Origin of the sequence: Robiginitalea biformata HTCC2501 (assembly GCF_000024125.1) — a bacterium.
GTDB classification, from domain to species: domain Bacteria; phylum Bacteroidota; class Bacteroidia; order Flavobacteriales; family Flavobacteriaceae; genus Robiginitalea; species Robiginitalea biformata.
The window spans coordinates 1,530,426-1,547,018 of record NC_013222.1; the positions used below are offsets into that span (position 1 = coordinate 1,530,426).

The 16,593-nt window shown below is 50.0% G+C and carries 12 protein-coding genes; 9 read left to right on the forward strand and 3 right to left on the reverse strand.

The features are described from left to right. The first annotated feature begins 59 nt into the window (after positions 1-59). The 3 genes from RB2501_RS06800 (at position 60) to RB2501_RS06810 (ending at position 3,276) form a co-directional block, all read left to right on the forward strand. Positions 60-755: an SMUG2 DNA glycosylase family protein gene (locus RB2501_RS06800; RefSeq protein ID WP_015754027.1), complete on the forward strand. Its 696-nt coding sequence runs from the start codon at positions 60-62 to the stop codon at positions 753-755. Positions 756-846: 91 nt separating this feature from the next. Continuing rightward, on the forward strand, positions 847-2,556 hold the full coding sequence (locus RB2501_RS06805; protein ID WP_015754028.1) for a hypothetical protein: 1,710 nt from the start codon (positions 847-849) through the stop codon (positions 2,554-2,556). A 27-nt stretch (positions 2,557-2,583) separates the two neighbouring features. Then, a complete protein-coding gene (locus RB2501_RS06810; RefSeq protein WP_015754029.1) occupies positions 2,584-3,276 on the forward strand; it encodes a hypothetical protein in 693 nt (230 codons plus the stop codon). On the opposite strand, the gene RB2501_RS06815 is transcribed toward RB2501_RS06810, so the two are convergent. Both RB2501_RS06815 and RB2501_RS06820 read right to left on the reverse strand, forming a co-directional pair. Next, the gene (locus RB2501_RS06815) at positions 3,257-4,411 is read right to left on the reverse strand and encodes a hypothetical protein (RefSeq protein ID WP_148214306.1); all 1,155 of its coding nucleotides are present in this window, start codon (positions 4,409-4,411) and stop codon (positions 3,257-3,259) included. The genes RB2501_RS06810 and RB2501_RS06815 overlap by 20 nt on opposite strands. 127 nt (positions 4,412-4,538) lie before the next feature. Next, on the reverse strand, positions 4,539-5,135 hold the full coding sequence (locus RB2501_RS06820; RefSeq protein WP_015754031.1) for a fasciclin domain-containing protein: 597 nt from the start codon (positions 5,133-5,135) through the stop codon (positions 4,539-4,541). A gap of 495 nt (positions 5,136-5,630) precedes the next feature. Here RB2501_RS06820 and RB2501_RS06825 point away from each other — a divergent pair, with 495 nt between their 5' ends. The 6 genes from RB2501_RS06825 to RB2501_RS06850 all read left to right on the forward strand — a co-directional run bounded on the left by RB2501_RS06825 (position 5,631) and on the right by RB2501_RS06850 (position 13,108). Continuing rightward, positions 5,631-6,305: a C40 family peptidase gene (locus tag RB2501_RS06825; protein WP_049764838.1), complete on the forward strand. Its 675-nt coding sequence runs from the start codon at positions 5,631-5,633 to the stop codon at positions 6,303-6,305. Between the two features lie 27 nt (positions 6,306-6,332). Continuing rightward, on the forward strand, positions 6,333-7,871 hold the full coding sequence (locus tag RB2501_RS06830; RefSeq protein WP_015754033.1) for a hypothetical protein: 1,539 nt from the start codon (positions 6,333-6,335) through the stop codon (positions 7,869-7,871). Between the two features lie 18 nt (positions 7,872-7,889). Beyond that, on the forward strand, positions 7,890-9,662 hold the full coding sequence (locus RB2501_RS06835; protein WP_015754034.1) for a hypothetical protein: 1,773 nt from the start codon (positions 7,890-7,892) through the stop codon (positions 9,660-9,662). 18 nt (positions 9,663-9,680) lie between these two features. Next, positions 9,681-11,441: a hypothetical protein gene (locus tag RB2501_RS06840; RefSeq protein ID WP_015754035.1), complete on the forward strand. Its 1,761-nt coding sequence runs from the start codon at positions 9,681-9,683 to the stop codon at positions 11,439-11,441. Between the two features lie 90 nt (positions 11,442-11,531). Then, positions 11,532-12,536, forward strand: coding sequence for a hypothetical protein (locus tag RB2501_RS06845; RefSeq protein WP_015754036.1), 1,005 nt, complete (start codon positions 11,532-11,534; stop codon positions 12,534-12,536). Between the two features lie 44 nt (positions 12,537-12,580). Beyond that, positions 12,581-13,108: a hypothetical protein gene (locus RB2501_RS06850; RefSeq protein ID WP_015754037.1), complete on the forward strand. Its 528-nt coding sequence runs from the start codon at positions 12,581-12,583 to the stop codon at positions 13,106-13,108. Positions 13,109-13,505: 397 nt separating this feature from the next. On the opposite strand, the gene RB2501_RS06855 is transcribed toward RB2501_RS06850, so the two are convergent. After that, positions 13,506-16,526 (reverse strand): Eco57I restriction-modification methylase domain-containing protein, encoded by a 3,021-nt coding sequence (locus RB2501_RS06855; RefSeq protein WP_015754038.1) that lies wholly within the window; start codon positions 16,524-16,526, stop codon positions 13,506-13,508. Positions 16,527-16,593 lie beyond the last annotated feature (67 nt).

Below are 16,593 nucleotides of genomic sequence, written 5' to 3' on the forward strand. Positions count from 1 at the left end.
AATGGAGCGGATTTGTCCAATGATTCACAATACGAATTCATTCAACCCGATTCGTCACCATGTCTACCCGAGCCGCGAAGATTATTAATTTCAACCGGGAAGTTGCCTTTTCGGGCAGCCTGCCTCCGGACATCCGCATCCTGAACCCATTCCGATCCAATTCGGAGGTTCAGGCCATTTCCGAGGCCTTTTACAGGAAGTTTTATTCGGATAACCAACCCCGAAAACTGATTCTTGGGATCAACCCGGGCCGGTTGGGAGCGGGGGCCACCGGGATCCCGTTTACCGACAGCAAGCGGCTCGGGGACCCGTGCGGCCTTGAAACCGGAAGCCTCAAGACGCACGAACCCTCCTCGGTCTTTATCTATGAGGTTATCGATGCAATGGGCGGGCCGGAAAGGTTTTACAGCAAGTACTATATCAATTCGGTCTGCCCGCTCGGGTTTGTCCGCAAAAACCAGAAGGGGAATTGGGTTAACTGCAATTATTACGACTTCCCCGAGCTTTTCAAGGCGGTACGTCCGTTTATGATTGAGAACCTGCAGACCCAGGCCCGGATTGCAGGGGATGCCTCCGTCTGTTTTGCCCTCGGAAAAAAGAACGCGCGGTTTTTGGAAACACTCAACCAGGAAGCCGGCTTATTTGCACACATCGTAGCGCTGGACCACCCGAGGTATGTGGTGCAGTATAAATCCCGGCATATGTCGGAGTATGTAGCCACCTACCGGCGCGCACTCCAGGCGGCACATGATTAAAACCCTTGTTTTTTAATGGTTTATCTCCAACGTAAACCGTAAAAAACCGAGTATATTTAAAGGTCCCCCTCGAAGGAAAAACGATTGACTCGTGGACAAGCCTATTGCAGATCTTCATTGCCACCCGAGCCTGAAGCCGCATCTGAACGACAGGATTCCCGACATCTGGCGCCGGGCTGAAAACCCTCTGGCCCATCAGGTATTTGCCCGATTCAGTATCCGCAAACTGGTTTTGGCCGGGACGCTCAACAAACTTGCCCGGGTTACCCAATCCAATCTGGACGCGTGTTTCGAGGGTCGGAACCGACTGGTGGTTTGCAGCCTGTATCCGTTTGAACGGGAATTCCTGCGCCCGGACCGACCTTTCAAGAGGGCATCCCTGCTGGTTCGTACCGGCCTGCAACTTCTGTTGGGACGCCGGTACCGGAAAAGCGTGGACCTCAAACTGATCCGGTTGATAACCGGAATTTCCGAAAAATGGACCAGTTGGTTCCTCGGCCAGGTTCACGGGCAGGAGGTGTGGATCGATTATTTTCGGGATTACCAGCGCGAATACAACTACCTGAAGGACTCCCAGGGCCCGCGCCCGGGGGACGCTGCCGTTGGTTCCATCCCGGAATTCCGGTTGGTCCGGTCTTTTGCCGAATTGGAAGCCCTGGAAGGCCGGCCGGTCATTTGCGGCATCCTTTCGCTCGAAGGCCTGCACGGTATCGGCAGGTATCCCAAAAAGGCCCTTCGGGGGGCTACCCCGTTTGAAGATTTGATGCCGGAGGAACAGGAGGCCATCCGAACGTCACTCTTCAGGAACCTGGATACTATAAAAATGGCCGGTCGCGGGACAGGCTCCGACCCGGATGGGATCGCACCGTTTTTCGTCACCTTTTCCCACCACATGAACAATTTCCTGGCTGGCCATGCCCGGAGTTTTGGGGGCTTGCTCAGCCGGGTATTCAACCAACAGCCCGGGTTGGGCCTCGGGTTTTCGGCCCTGGGGGAGGAAATGGTGGGGAGGCTGCTGGAGCGGCGGGAAGATGCCGGCAGGATATTGATCGATACAAAACACCTGTCGCTCAAGGCACGGGGGGAATACTACCGGAGGGTCGGCAATATGCGGAACCGGGGGGACAACGTCCCGGTAATTGCGAGTCATACTGCTGTGAACGGCCTGGCGGATCTGGCAACAGCAGCGGGCAATGACAACGACCCCCGGATAGAACGCCGGTCCTATATCAGCCGGTTTTCCATCAACCTGACCGACGAAGATATCCGGGAAATCCTGAAATCGGATGGCCTGATCGGTATTTGCATGCACGACGGCCGGATGCCCGGCCGCAAATTCAAAAGAAAATTAAAAGCTGTAAGGGCTTATCGCGAAAAAGCGAAACGACTGTATGCGCAACTCTTCCTCACCAATGTATTTCATATTGTCCGGGTTGGGGAGGTGTACCTGGCTTCCGGGGGACGGGTTGCCGGCTCTGCAGACCCCTGGAAAACCGTGGCCCTGGGCTCGGATAACGACGGGATTGTCGACCCGTTTGACACCTACCGGACAGCTGCCGATTTTCCGGCATTCCGGGAGAAGTTGATCGAGGCGCTCAAAACCCAGGAGCGTCCCTATATGAGGGAATTCCGGATCCTTTCGCTTCCCGGGGAGGTTCCCATGCCGGCAGCAGAAATCGCGCGGCTGATGAACGGGCAATCCCCGGAGGAAGTCGTTGACCGGATTTTTTATGGAAACGTCCGGCATTTCCTGAAGAAGTACTTTAACGATGCCTACCGGTACGCACAACCGATTGCCTGACCACCGGGGCATCAAACGCGGTTAGAAATGAAAAAGATGAATGACGAAATGATTGTGTCCTACCTCACGCTGAGGAAGACCATTGGCTATGTCGCCGTGGGGATGCCCGTATTTTTGGTGGTGGGCTCCGTACTGGTAGGTGATTGTGCAGAAATTCAGCACTCCATCAGCGATTACTACCACACCCAGATGCGCGATGGGCTGGTGGGGACCATTTGCGCAATCTCTTTTTTCCTCTTTGCCTACAAGGGGTACGACGTACGGGATTTCCGGGCTACCAGGCTGGCTGCTGTTTCGGCCCTGTTGGTGGCTTTTTTCCCTACCATTTTTACAGGAACGCCGGTAACCCCCTGCAACGATGTCCGGCCCATTGAGAATGTCCTGGTTAAGAACATCCACTTTATAAGTGCCCTGGTTTTCTTCCTGACCCTGTCTTATATCTCCCTCTTCCTGTTCACCAGGAGCAGCCGTTCCCCGTCCCACCAACCCCGTCCAAAGAAAGCCCGGAACAGGATCTACCGGATCTGCGGCTATATCATGCTGGGATGCCTGGGGTTACTCGCCCTGTATTTCTTCTGGCTGGAAGAAATTTACCCGCAGCTCGAGGCCTATAACCCGGTATTCTGGCTGGAATCCGCAGCCCTTTGGGCTTTTGGCTTTTCCTGGCTTACCAAGGGGAAGTTGTTTTATCAAAAAAAAGCTACCGGCCCCGCTGGATGATTTCGCGGATTACGAGCCGCTCTGGAACGATGGGCAGGGGGATGATTTGAAGGGGTTTCCCGGTAAAATCCGTGAGGACGACCCCGCCTTCCGGGCTGCCGTCGCCGATGACATAGGTGATGACTACCAATCCGGTTGACGGGTCTGCGTCGAAATTCCCGAAGAGGACCCGGTTGCCGGTCTCCAATTCGATGCGTTCCTGCAGGACAGGGAGGAAGGGCGTACCCCCCGAGGAGAAATTGCCGCCTCCCAGATCGTACAGGGCGGGTTGCGAAAAGAACAGGCTGGGTTGTTGATAGATCAGGGACAGCAGCAGGACTTCTCCGGAAAATCGGGTTTGGAAGAGCCCCGGGCTTAAAAGCGGGATGTTGGGGGTGTTACCCCCCGACGTAAATGTCTGCGATCCCGTGAGGAATACCTCATAGGTTTCATCCCGCCCAAACAGCAAGAGTTCTTCCCCGCGCAGGGTAGCCGCCAAAAAGTTTCCTGTGAGGTCCAGATTGGTCACCACGGCCCCGTCCTCCAGGTCGATCAGCGTAAGCACGGGCAGATCCGTATCCGCATTGGTATAATAGGCAATCAGCATCCCCTCCCGGAACAACATGTTGATTTGGCCGCTGATTGCCGTCTGCGTGAGGCGCAGGTCCCGGCATTCCGCCGTATTGCGGTTAAATATCCGCAATCGCGCCTCCTCCGGGGAGCCTGCAGGAAACCGGGAATACGCCGCCACCACATAATCCCGGTTCCCCCAGACGGTCCTAATGGATTGATCGTTTCCGGTTTCTCCGGAAAACCCGCAAATATCCGATTCGGCGAATACATCCCCGGTTTCCAGGTCTTTGTAATAGACCCGGGATTGCCGGTTGTCCCAAGTGTAGTAGGCAATGGAGGCCGTGTCGATCTGGTTCCGGGCATCCTGCAGGAACTGCAGGTTGAACTCCCCGCTGACGCTCACCAAAACCGGCTGATCCTCATCCGTGCGCATATCCAGCTGGACGATTTCCTCACTGGTGTTGGCAAAGGCGGTAAATGCAACTACAGGGACCGGGCTTTCCGAGCTGGGGGCGTCTGTGGAACACCCCGGAAACACGAACAGGGCAAGTGGCAACAGGATGGCAACGACAGTCTTTTTCATAGCGGGCAACAGGATCATAGCGGGTAACGGGCGGGAGTCTAAATTACGGATACTTTCCTGAGCAAAAAAAGCGACCTCGTAGAAGATCGCTTTTAAAATAGAAGTGGGGTTGTTGAGGCCCTGTCGGTTACATGCCCGGCAGTACCACGGTGTCCACCACGTGGATGACGCCGTTGGATTGGTTTACATCGGCAATGGTTACCGTTGAAATATTGCCGGAGGCATCTTTGAGTTGCACCTGGTCACCGTTTAGCATGGCCATCAGTTTGGAACCGTTGACGGTGGTAAATTCAGCGGTACCCATCCCTTTTTTAATCGCTTTTACAATGTCCTTGGCCCCGAATTTTCCGGAGAGCACATGGTAGGTGAGCACGCCTTGTAACTTCGATTTATTCTCCGGCTTCAACAGGGTTTGAACGGTGCCGGCGGGCAACTTGTCAAAAGCGGCATTGGTCGGTGCAAAAACCGTAAACGGGCCGTCGCCCTGCAGCGTACCAACCAGATCCGCTGCCTTTACGGCTGCGACCAGGGTGGTGTGGTCCTTGGAATTCACTGCATTCGACACGATGTCCTTTGAAGGGTACATGGCTGCGCCCCCAACCATTTTGGTGCCTTTTTCCATTTTCTTGTGGTCTCCCGTCATGGTATCCTGGGCCTGGGAATTTGTGCTGTAACCCAGAACGAGGGCAAGTAGTAAAGCGGTAAATAAATTAGAACGTTTCATATACATTTTTTTGTGGTTTCTATCCACACTTACGGATACGGGGAGGGGAGGGTTCAGTTGTCGGGATTATTTCAGGCGAAGTTACCAGCCAATTCCCAGCAGGATTCTCGCGGATTTCCTGGGGATTTTGCAGGAGACCGGTATATGGGATTATAAGTTATTGAAGATCAATAACAACGGATTATTACAAATTACACTCAGAAGTTCACCAACTATACATATTTAAAGAAGCCACTCGGGAAAATAAAATACATTTAGAACTATACTTACAGAAGTAATATAAAAATACCTGCATAAAAAGTAGGTAATAACTGTAATTGGCTATCCCGATTATAGTCGTGTAATCGCAAGTTATCAGGCGAGATATTGATTGTTCCTGAGATTCTTAAATCCCTCTTTTTCGGATTCTCGGGCTTCCCCCAACTACTCATTTTTTAGAAAATTTCAATTAACCGGGACGGTATCGCAGGTACGGTCCAGTCAAATCTACAAGGTATGGCGAGTGCAGTTGAAATCGCATCAGCCCAAATAGGCGTACGAGAAGTAGCCGGACCAAAGTCCAACCCGCAAATCCTTCGGTACGCCAGGGAAACGGGTTTTAATAATTATCAATCCGACGATAGCGCATGGTGCAGTCTGTTCGTGAACTGGGTGGCAATGAAATCCGGTCTCGAACGCTCCAATTCACTGGCAGCCAGATCCTGGCTCAATGTCGGCATTCCCGTGGAGAACCCGGAACCAGGCGATGTGGTAGTTTTTTGGAGGGAAAGCCGGGATTCATGGAAGGGTCATGTGGGATTTTTCCAGGGTTTCTCCAATGATGGAAGCCGGGTGTATTGCCTGGGGGGAAATCAGGGTAACCAGGTATCGGTTACAGCAAAACCCTTATCCCAGGTATTGGGCTATCGAAGATTGCGAATCTTGGGGCCCATCGGTTTTTCCCGGAAAACCCTGAAAAAGGGGAGTACAGGACAGGATGTGGTGCGGTTGCAGGATGCCCTCAAACAACTCGGTTTTAATTGCGGAACATCAGACGGGATTTTCGGACCAAAGACCGAACAGTGCCTGAAGGATTTTCAGGCGACCAATGAATCGCTGGGAATAACCGGTCAATTCGACAGAAAAACCCGGGATTACATGGTTGAGATACTTTCCGCACGATTGAATTAATACTAAAAACGACAAATACATAAAATCATGGCAAAAGAAGTATTACCGGAAGAATTAATGAATTCCGTATTGGGTAAACTTTACGATGTCCTTACCAACGGGGACGATGTAGTACCTCAATCGGACGACAACTACCTGGCCTGGTTACCGGTCGGTATGCCTTATCCAAAGGATGAACTGGAATTTTTATCGACAGGTTTCTCCGGGGTCTACCGGGAACCCGAGCCGGTGGCAGTAGCCGCAGGGGAAGCAGGGGGTGCGCCCGCACCCCGTCAGAAAACGGCAGAAGAGATCAACCAACTGTTGGCACAGGATGTAACCCGAAAGTATATGCAGGCCGAAAACCTGGCCAGGCTGTGCGATATGGTGCCTGATACCAGCGGGGTCCGCGGGGACGTGACAATGAACAAATGGGAGCAGGAGAACAGTCTGAGTCTTGCCTATCAACACATCTTAAAATTCAGCCAGGTTGCCAATTTTGAGCCGGATGAGAAAACGAAGGCAAAGATCAAGCGCCTCAGAGGGCTTCTGCAGGAAAAGAAAGTGAAAAAGAACATTGTGACCGAAGAGGAGGAAGAGGTTTTAGAAGAAACCGCCCTTGTCAAAAAATACAATGAAAAGTTGCAGAACTTCCTGAATGTTGCACTCGAATACAACAACCACCGGGTAAATGCCCTGGCGGGTAAGGACCCGGCAGCCGTCCACTTCTGGGCAATGAATGCCAATATACTGAGGAACAAGGTGACAGCTGCCAAGAACGATTGGATAACCAATGGCTTTAAAGAAGAGTACGACCAGATAGCGGCATTTATCGCCCAGGTGGAAGGCCGAAGCATGCTTACCCTGAAGCAGCAATATATAGACGATATGGACAAAGCCAGGCTTACCGGCCCCTCTTCAGGTTCTGATTTTTTCTATACCTCGCTACTCCCCGGGGGGTTTGCCGAGACAGACAACGGGTGGACCGAGTTTACTTTCGGACAGACGGATTTTGCCTCGAACTACAAATTCAACTCCAAGAAAGGCAGTGGCGGCGGAGGCCTGTCGCTGGGCTTTTTTAACATCGGTGGCGGCGGCAGCTATGAAAAGCAAAAATCCAGCCGCAAAATAGATGTATCCACCTTTCGGTTGAAATTCAAAATTTGCCAGGTGCCGATTAGCAGACCGTGGTTCAACGTGAATTACCTGTCCAGTAAGTACTGGAGGTTTGACCAGAACAACGGGGAGTTTAAGGATAACATGGTCTCAGACGGGAATTCGCCTCCCAATGGCATGATACCGGCCTTTACGACTACCGCCGTGTTCGTCCGGGATCTCAATCTGCATTTCGGCGAAAGGAACTCCGAGGTGCAGACCGAAATGGAGAATGCCAGCGGGGGCGGCTTTGTTTCCTGGGGGCCTTTTCATGCCGGGGGCAAATATGAGACCCATAACCAGGAGCGGGACATGACTTCCCATAGCGAGAATCAGGGGATTCGGATCAACGGCATGCAGTTGATTGGCTTTAAATGCCATGTCCTGGGGAAAAGCCCGGACCCCAAACCCGATGTATCCGAGTGGGTATAACCGAATAAAACCAGAGGAATGTCCCAGCTAGCGACCATTTTCGAGAAGATCAAGGAAGATTTTTTCGATCATCACCAGGCAGAAGTGGAGGGGGAGAATTACAAATTGATTTTCTCTCCCTTCTCCACGGGATTTACCTATGACGACTTTCTGTTTCTCAATTCAGAGACGGCCTCTGAGAATGCGCGGAAATACCTGGACGAACTGCTGGAATTCTCCCAAATAGCCAATACGATCCCCCGGGAGGAGCACTTCTGGGCAGTCTCCGATGATCAGGATTACTTGTATATACCCTACAGGAATATCCTTGCAGATTTAAAATTGCTGGACCCGGACTCACTGAAACCGGAGATCTTGTATGATCACCCCATCTTTTTCCGTGCGCTCAAAACGCTGGATGAAGAACTGCAATCCGCATACCGGCCATTCCTGGAGCTTCAAGCCAAACTGGAATCCGAAATAAAGCAATTGCAGGAGAACCTGTCCGAATCCAACCGTTCGGCCGTGGAACTGGAGATAAAAATGAAGCGGGACAACCTCACGGAACTCCGGGAAAAATGGTCCTCAGAAGGAAAAAAGGCGGAAGCAGAGGCTGAAATAATCGAAATAATTAAGGACGAGTTCAACCGGTTTATGCGGCGTTTTGTGGAAGTCAAGGGACAACTCGAGACAGCTATTCGTTCCCACGCCGGGAGCGGCTCCAGTTTTTTACTGACCAGTTGCATGCCCAACAACCTCTATTCGGGTGAAAACCTGGAGTGGCGACGCATCCGGTTGGATCATGTTGAAATCCGCCGTATCCTCAAGGACCTGGATCCGGATTCGTACACGAGTATCATGGGATCGGCCGATGCAGCAGACCTGGAGGTGGAATCGATCAGCTTTGAATTGATCTTTGTGCAGGTTACGCGCCCCTGGTTCGACGACGCCATCCTGCGGTCGCCATTTTGGAATATCAATGTTCTGGATCGGTCGGAAATTCACATCCCCAGATATACCAATAAGCTCATTTTTATTCGGAAAGTAGATGTGAAACTACCCGAAAATTCCAAGGTGAACGATCGGATTCTGAAGAAAAATGTTCTGCAGAGTTTGGGCCCGTTTATCCTGAATACAGCGCAGTTCAGTTCGGGTAATCGCCTGCAGCTCAATTCGGTAAACAAATCCCTCCAGCTCAATCGCAAAGCCCTTTTCAATGTCGGGTCCAAATTGGGCAGGCAACCCGAGGCCCCTCAGCGAAAAGCACTTATCGCTAAAAAACAAAAGCAATTTTTAAAAGTAGCGCCACGACTTCAAAGCATTGCGATGCGGGGCCGGCCAAAAATTAAAGCGCCTACCCCTGTAATGGCATCTTTTCAGCCCGTGATGATGACGGTGCAACCCGCCATCATCAAGCCTGCGGTTCAGGACCGCGTACGCTGCAGGTTCTTATTTGTGGATAGTACGAATCGGGAAAAGGTTTCCACCCAATCTGTCGACGCGGAAATTCGGCCGGCCGGAAGCAGGTCTGCGGTCCCGGAGACCTTCAAACATCCGGATTCACATGTGCTGGAGATTGACTTGATACGGGGTCGGAAATATGAGATCGATATCCGGGCGGTGGGGTACCTTCAACGGAACGTAGCCTTCCAGCCCGTAAAAACGAATCCGCCGCAACCCTTTGAATTAACCGTCCGGCTCGAACCCGATCCCCGGCAGGATTCATCAAAAGAGGCATTTCAGCTTATTGGAGTGATATCCAAGGAGATAGAAGCATTTCCCAACCCAATCAAGGGTGCAGATTATATATAACGCATAAAAGACAAAATCATGGCAAAATCAACAGGAAAGCCTGGGGCGCAAGCCAAAGGAGGAAGATCCGGCTCAACCCGCTCGTCAAAATCCGATAGCAGGGCGGGATATGGAAACAACCCAAAAGATCGCGGTTATGTAGACGGCGGATATGAGGCTCGCGGGTACAATGACCCGGGGTATGACGATCGGGGTTACGACGATCGGGGTTACGATGATCGCGGGTACAATGACAAGGGGTACCAGGATACCGGATACCAGGACGGCGGAAGTGATTCGGGCAATTACGGAAAGGGGCAGGGCCGCGACACATACACGGATTCCCCACAGGATACCTACGCTTCCGGTAAGGGAGCGGGCGGGTATTCGCCAGGTGATGATTATGTCAGTTCGCCGGTCTCCAAAGGCGACCCTTATAACCGGGAAGTTGAGGACAATCCGTCCACCGGCTATTATTCGGACGATCCGTATTCGGACAACGAGCCCATTCAGGATCCCCCTTACGACGGATACGATGATCCGGTCAGCAAACAACCGGGGGGCAACGGGTATGCGGCAAAAGGCGGAGGGGATGGGCTTCCTGATGCGGATATGGTATTCACCGAAGAAGAAGTGTATGGCAACAGTTCCCAGCCGGAAGCGGATATGGTATTTACCGAAGAAGAGGTTTACGGCGAAGGCCCCAGGCGGGAAGAGGGAACCAGCCAGCCTCAGCCTCGCGGTGATGTGTTCGATCGGTCCGCAACGGCATTTGGCCAAATCCGGTTTCGCAACGCCCGGGACATTGATCAATTTTTTGCAGATAACAGCGACCAGCCGGATTTTATGTCCTGGTTTGGCACCCACATAGGCGGCCGCGGCCCCTGGCAGCACCGTCGTTTTGGCCGTATTTCTGCAGAGAATCGCAGCCGGTTCAGCATGGTGTGGGACAGGATCCCGCTCATCTACCGGGGTCGTTCGGAAGAATATTCCATCAACCTGTTTCAGTTCCTCGGGCTGGTGAGTATCATGATCAACGAAGTGGGGCAGACATTTACGCCCATTCGCGAACGGGGGAGTCTCCGATATATGTTCGGTACGATCATTCCCGCATCCCGGACCCGGCCCCAAAGATCCAAAAGGTCTTATAACGATTTTGGCAGAAGCGCCACCCACAGAAATAACAAAACCGCCTACGAGCTTTTCAACGACCCGGCATTTCTGGAGGCACACCGGGACGAGGCGCTTTATGAACGGGTTGCCAGGACCACCGACAGGGTATGGGACGGGCACGTATACCCCAACGGCTTCCCCACCGACCCCGATCAGGGAGGTATCATCACCCAGGCCGATTTCTATAAATTCAGCGGACGGGGATTGGTTCAAACTACCTGGAGCGGTGCCTATATGCGGCTTATTGATGCTACCCTGCAGTATGAGGGCAGTAACCGAATTATCCTGGAATACCGCAATGCGTGGAGGGGGAAGCGGAGTTCCGGCCTTTCTATCAGAGATATTGCCTCCCAGACAAAAAATTCGGATTGGGACCGGTTGTTTATGGAGACAAACAATGAGTTTGCCTGCCTTGCGGTCTACTGTTTTCAGCATGCCAAGAACGATTTTCTCCAGATTCCAACCGACGCGGCCCGACTACGGGCAACCCAAACGGCATCCAGCGGTTCCGGATCCATTTTTTATGTCGGCTACCGCGTGGGAGGGTCCCGGAGGTATGGGGAATTGGTGCGCGAACGCGTAATGCAGATGCTGAGCCGCCTGCTGCACGACACCCGACAGGCATAATACCGCGACCGCCCAGTTTGAAAACCAATTGGAAATACTCCTGGGCGCGTCCGGCAGTGACAACGGACAATTAACTTAAATAAGGATATCATGGGAACGCTATTTATTGAAGGAAGTATTACGGGGCATGCCAGCCCCAAATGGAAGCATCCGGGCAGAAAGGACAAAAAGATTCTCAATCGGCAACTATCCGTGAAACGCGCAGAGGAAGTTGAGCGCTTTGTACAGGAGATTTTCAGGCGGGAACTCCAGGCCAATGGCCTCGATATTCACTTCGCGATGGAGTGTACGCGGGAGAAGGACTTTGATGCAATCGCCATTGCGTCGGAAGGAGTCGGGGATATGCAGACGATCCTGGAAGTAGACGGGGACCCGGATGCCAATGACCCGTCCTTAAGGCGTGTGGACATCAATTTGATCCTTACGCATCAGATGGAGGGGGAGACAGGGATGAGCGTACTAATTACGATACCCGAGGAGTGCGAAGATCAGGCGACAGACCGCTGGGCCATTAAACTGGCTATGAGCGGGGGTGCCGGGCATGCGGGAGCCGGGGGCGCTTTTGCCATCGGACAGTTGAAAAATCGCAAAACGGGCCAGATTGTCCAGGGATCCTTTGTAGGTGGCGGGGCCGGTTTTGGGTTGCAAAGTCCCGGGGCAGACCCCGGCTGGGGAGACTGGACGAATTTCAGGACCGATCAGCGGATTACATTCCAGCATTTTGACGGCACACTGGCGCGTCTAACAACGGCGGGTGGGGGATTCCTGATAGGATATTCCCTGGCTTATATTTCCTTTCCGATTTACGGGGCCAATTCCATTTCCGTGGGTGGATTCAACCTGGGTTCCATTGGAGCCGACATCGGGACCAATATTGGCCAGTGGAACATTACAGGGGGGATCCCGGGCCCCAGATGTATTCCGGAACACGAAATCCCCGGGGAGGAGGCCATACCTTTTTCATATCAGGTAGAAGACAATTTAACCCATAGGGTCTTCTTTGATACCGGGAGTGCGGATATCTCGAATGAGCAGTTGAGTTTCCTGGAGGGCTTTATCCGCCATGCGGCCGGAGAATTTATGGTGAACCAATAATCTATTCTGTGATGATTTATTTTCATTCATCTAAGGGCCAGGGCATGCGGAAGCTTGCATTGCGCATCTGTTTCCTGTCCCTGCTGACGTTTACCGTCCTTTCATGTAAGGATGAACCCAAGGGGGAAATTGATGGCGGCGATTCCGATCAGAGCACCTCAACGATCAGTCCTGTTGAGCCTGAGGAGCCCGTAACTCCGCCCCCCGTTTCCAAGGCAGATCTGAGGGTTTCCAATCTGAAGATTGAAAAGGTGGTCGAAGCAGGCGGAAACAAAATGCATTATGTGAGTGTGGTGATTACCAACCACGGGGAAACTGAAGCCCGGGGTTTTGACTGCGGCTTTACCTACAAATGCCCGGCTGGCCTCGTTTTAAGCTCCGGAAACGACCTGGTCCAGGGGGGCTACCTGGGGCCAAATGCTTCGCGTACATATGGGGCGCGGATCAAGATAAGTTGTGACCCCATACCGGCCTTTTTGGACATCAGCCTGGACCCGGATTTCAACGACGATGTCGATGAGAGCAACGAGCAGAATAACATGTTGAAAACCCGGCTTACCATCCCCTTCTAATTCGGAGATTACCTCGCTCCCGCTCGGTGATCTCCCGGGCTTTCGGCTTCGCCGTGTCAGGAGATTACCTCGCTCCCGCTCGGTGATCTCCCGGGCTCCAATCCTGCAAATCCAAACCCTGCCATGCCTTTGGCATGGCGGTTTTTTGTTTCCCTCCCGCTCGCTCAAGCAAGCTTGGACTCGCGGATTGGAAACAAAAAACCCCGCCGGTTTCCCGGCGGGGTTTGGGAGTGATTGTGGAGCCGGGGAGACTAGGAGTATAGCCCTAAATCCCGGCAAAATATGCCAAATTGAGGGGGTAAAACTTTAACATTCTCCGAATAGGTATTTTAACATTTTTAGAGCTGATTTTTGGCTGAGGTGACCCAATTTATCTCAGAATGTCCATTTTGAAAAATCAACTGTTTTCCACGATTTGGATTTCTTCTTTTGTAAGTCCGTAAAGTTCATACACCATCTGATCGATTTCCCGATCGGTCTGATCTATCTGGTTCTGTAATACCTGTACTTTATCTTTTTGTTCATTAAAATAAAAGAGCCATTCCCCCTCTTCACTGAGGGTTAGTTTAATTTTTTGCTTTTTGAGTTCTTTTAAAAATTCTGCAAAATTTTGTTTTGACCAATTTTTCAGCCTTTTGCTTAACTTCTCGAAATTGAATTTTTCTTGTAAGTGTCTACAAAATGATTGATTGATTAAATCCATTTTTTCATTTTGTTCTTGCATCAATTTGGCTTTACTGCCAAGACTTATTTGTAAGAGATTAGAACAATGTTTTACCGGTAATTCTTTTAATTCATTCACTTTAATTTTTGGAAAGAGATCATCCTCTTCTGAATAGTACTTTCTAAAATAAAAACCATAAAGGCGACTATTCAATAGTGCCAAATAAAACCAAAGATTTGTCTTAGGTTTTGAGTTATAATATGTGCAGACGTAAAGGGACTGATCAGCGAAATATTGCTCCATATCAAGGACGGCAAAAAAGTATTCTCCTGTTATTTGTCTCAATAAGATTTTATGTTGTTTGTAGTAGTGTTCGGATTTAGGTGACATTAACCATTTACCCCATTTCACGTATGAAGGAGTCCAGTTTAATGAATATCTATGAACACCTTTACCTTTTATTTCCTTTACATATGAGTCGTCAAGTGGTATTTCAGAATGATAAATTCTCCCTTTAACATCTTCAGAGGTTAAGGGTTTTCCTTGTAGGTTTTGACCATAGCCGGCTTGATAAGGTTTAAACCCATTTGAAATATCTAGACACTCGACAAGCTTTTTTTCGGAAGAATTTAATTTTGATACTATTTCGTGTATTCTTAGATCTGGAGAAAATGATAGTAAGTAATTACTATTTCTTGACCATTCTAATTGTAAGTATGGATATAATTCATTGGTATTTTGCCCAACCCTTACCCGGTCATCCGGTTTGGGATTTACTTTTTTTGTAATAACAATTGAAGTTTCAACACTAGCATCCTCGAATATAATTTGACGATTGAAATTTATAAGCGATAGCATTCTAGTTTCAAATAAAACAAGTCTTCTTAGTTCCTTGGCATATTTGTTGGATAACCACGCGTTAGGAATTATAAAGCCTAGAAGAGCATCAGGTTGCAACAGTTTATTTATGGTAATATCAATAAAGAGGTAGTAAGCCTCTGAGTGTCCAATCACGGTCTTATATACTTCCCTGAAATAGTTGATCGCGGAAGTATTTAATTTGGCTCCATATGGCGGATTCCCAATCACCACATCAAACCCGCCTTTCTCAAATACCTCAGGAAATTCCTCTTGCCAATTAAAAGCCTTATCTCCAGCCACCTTTGGATCATCAATCAGGCTATTTCCGCATTTTATGTTATCGCTCAGCGAGGTTAATTTTCTACCCTTTTGCGCGGTGCGCAGCCACAAAGACAACTTCGCGATTTCGACGCTTTCCTCATTGATATCCACTCCAAAAAGGTTGTTTTCCAGAATGGTGTTTTCGACGTCGCTCAGGATAAGCGCATCCTTATTGTACTTGGCTGATAGTTCGTCAATGTAGCGGTGCTCGGCAATTAAGAATTCCAACGCCTGGTTCAGGAAAGCCCCGGATCCGCAAGCAGGATCGCAGATAGTTAGTTGTAGGAGCCAGTCCCTGTAATCTTGGAGCTTTTGAAGTCGTTTGCGGCTTCGCTGTTTGGCCGGCTGATAGGCTTCATCTGTAATGTCTAATTCTGCTTTCTTTTCTTCACAGAGCTTGCCGACTGTGTTTTCGACAATGTATTTGGTAATGTATTTCGGGGTATAGAAAACCCCGTCCTTTTTTCGTTTGGTTTTGCTCTTATCAATTTCGGCCCCTTCAATTTCGGCTTGAATGTTCTCGATTTCCGTAAGGGAATGTTCAAAAATATGCCCCAGGATATTTACGCTGACTTCGCTTTCAAAGTCGTAATTGCTAAGGTTCCGGGTATGCTCATAAAGCAGGTTGTCATCTATGGTAATGCTGTCCAGGATTTCATCTTCCTCAAACAGTCCGCCGTTATAGGCAAAAATGTCATGTTTTTTTCCTTTGTACCCGGAATTTAGATAGCCGAAATATTTCTGAAATCGCTCATATAGCGGGAAGTATTCGTCGTACTTGTCTTTCAGATCCGTCCATTGCTGCAATATGGTGCGGATGGAATTCGGGGGTAAGAGTAGCCGATCCTCGGCAAAGAAAATGAACAGGAAACGATCCAGCAGCTTTTGGGTTTTCTTGAAAAGGAGCAACTTATCGTATTGCGGGTTTGCCTCGGAGATATTTTGAAAGACGGCCGTGCGAAATGCTGAATAGTCTTTGTAGAGCGTTTTGGTAATCTTCTCTTCCTGGGTTAGGGACTCCTCTTTGATTTTTTTAGGAAGATCCTTTAACAGGCATTCTGATGATAGGCAAAGCCATAGAATTTCAAATCGCTCCCTGGGGAGTTGAAAAAGATGGAACTCTTCAAAATCGACGGCATTGTCTATATAAAACCGAAGCTTCTCAAAATTACTGGTGATTACATATTTGCAGCCCGGTTGATTGTTCTTATACCCAAAGGCTTGGGCTTCGACCTTGCCCAGGTCGGTAGTGTCCGTCCCTTTTAATTCGATGACGGCCAGGGCGGTTTCGCCTTTCAGGATGGCTCCATCCGCCTTTTTTGCATCCTTGACATTTTTTAGTTCCGTGGTCAGATTGAAATCCGGGTGCGGATTTTTGGTGTACCCGAGGATATTTACAAAAAGGTCAATTAAGAATTCTCCCTGGTATTGTTCCTCTTTTGCGTTTCGAATGTTTTCCTGAATGGAAGCATTGTGAAAATGGCGGGTATATCGCTCGTAGGCGTTGCCAATTGTATCGGCATCCAAAGTCTTGAGATACTTCTTTAGAACCGAATTTTGATAAATGGGCATGTATTAAAACTTAGTGGAGGAGAATTCTCCTACCAAAATAGCTAATCCCATTCGATTAAAAAATTGA

Excerpts from the sequence above, each read along its gene's own strand:
- RB2501_RS06800 (WP_015754027.1), top strand. The coding sequence starts at position 60 with ATGTCTACCCGAGCCGCGAAGATTATTAATTTCAACCGGGAAGTTGCC.
- RB2501_RS06810 (WP_015754029.1), top strand. The coding sequence starts at position 2,584 with ATGAAAAAGATGAATGACGAAATGATTGTGTCCTACCTCACGCTGAGG.
- RB2501_RS06815 (WP_148214306.1), bottom strand. The coding sequence starts at position 4,411 with ATGAAAAAGACTGTCGTTGCCATCCTGTTGCCACTTGCCCTGTTCGTG.
- RB2501_RS06820 (WP_015754031.1), bottom strand. The coding sequence starts at position 5,135 with ATGAAACGTTCTAATTTATTTACCGCTTTACTACTTGCCCTCGTTCTG.
- RB2501_RS06825 (WP_049764838.1), top strand. The coding sequence starts at position 5,631 with ATGGCGAGTGCAGTTGAAATCGCATCAGCCCAAATAGGCGTACGAGAA.
- RB2501_RS06830 (WP_015754033.1), top strand. The coding sequence starts at position 6,333 with ATGGCAAAAGAAGTATTACCGGAAGAATTAATGAATTCCGTATTGGGT.
- RB2501_RS06835 (WP_015754034.1), top strand. The coding sequence starts at position 7,890 with ATGTCCCAGCTAGCGACCATTTTCGAGAAGATCAAGGAAGATTTTTTC.
- RB2501_RS06840 (WP_015754035.1), top strand. The coding sequence starts at position 9,681 with ATGGCAAAATCAACAGGAAAGCCTGGGGCGCAAGCCAAAGGAGGAAGA.
- RB2501_RS06845 (WP_015754036.1), top strand. The coding sequence starts at position 11,532 with ATGGGAACGCTATTTATTGAAGGAAGTATTACGGGGCATGCCAGCCCC.
- RB2501_RS06850 (WP_015754037.1), top strand. The coding sequence starts at position 12,581 with ATGCGGAAGCTTGCATTGCGCATCTGTTTCCTGTCCCTGCTGACGTTT.
- RB2501_RS06855 (WP_015754038.1), bottom strand. The coding sequence starts at position 16,526 with ATGCCCATTTATCAAAATTCGGTTCTAAAGAAGTATCTCAAGACTTTG.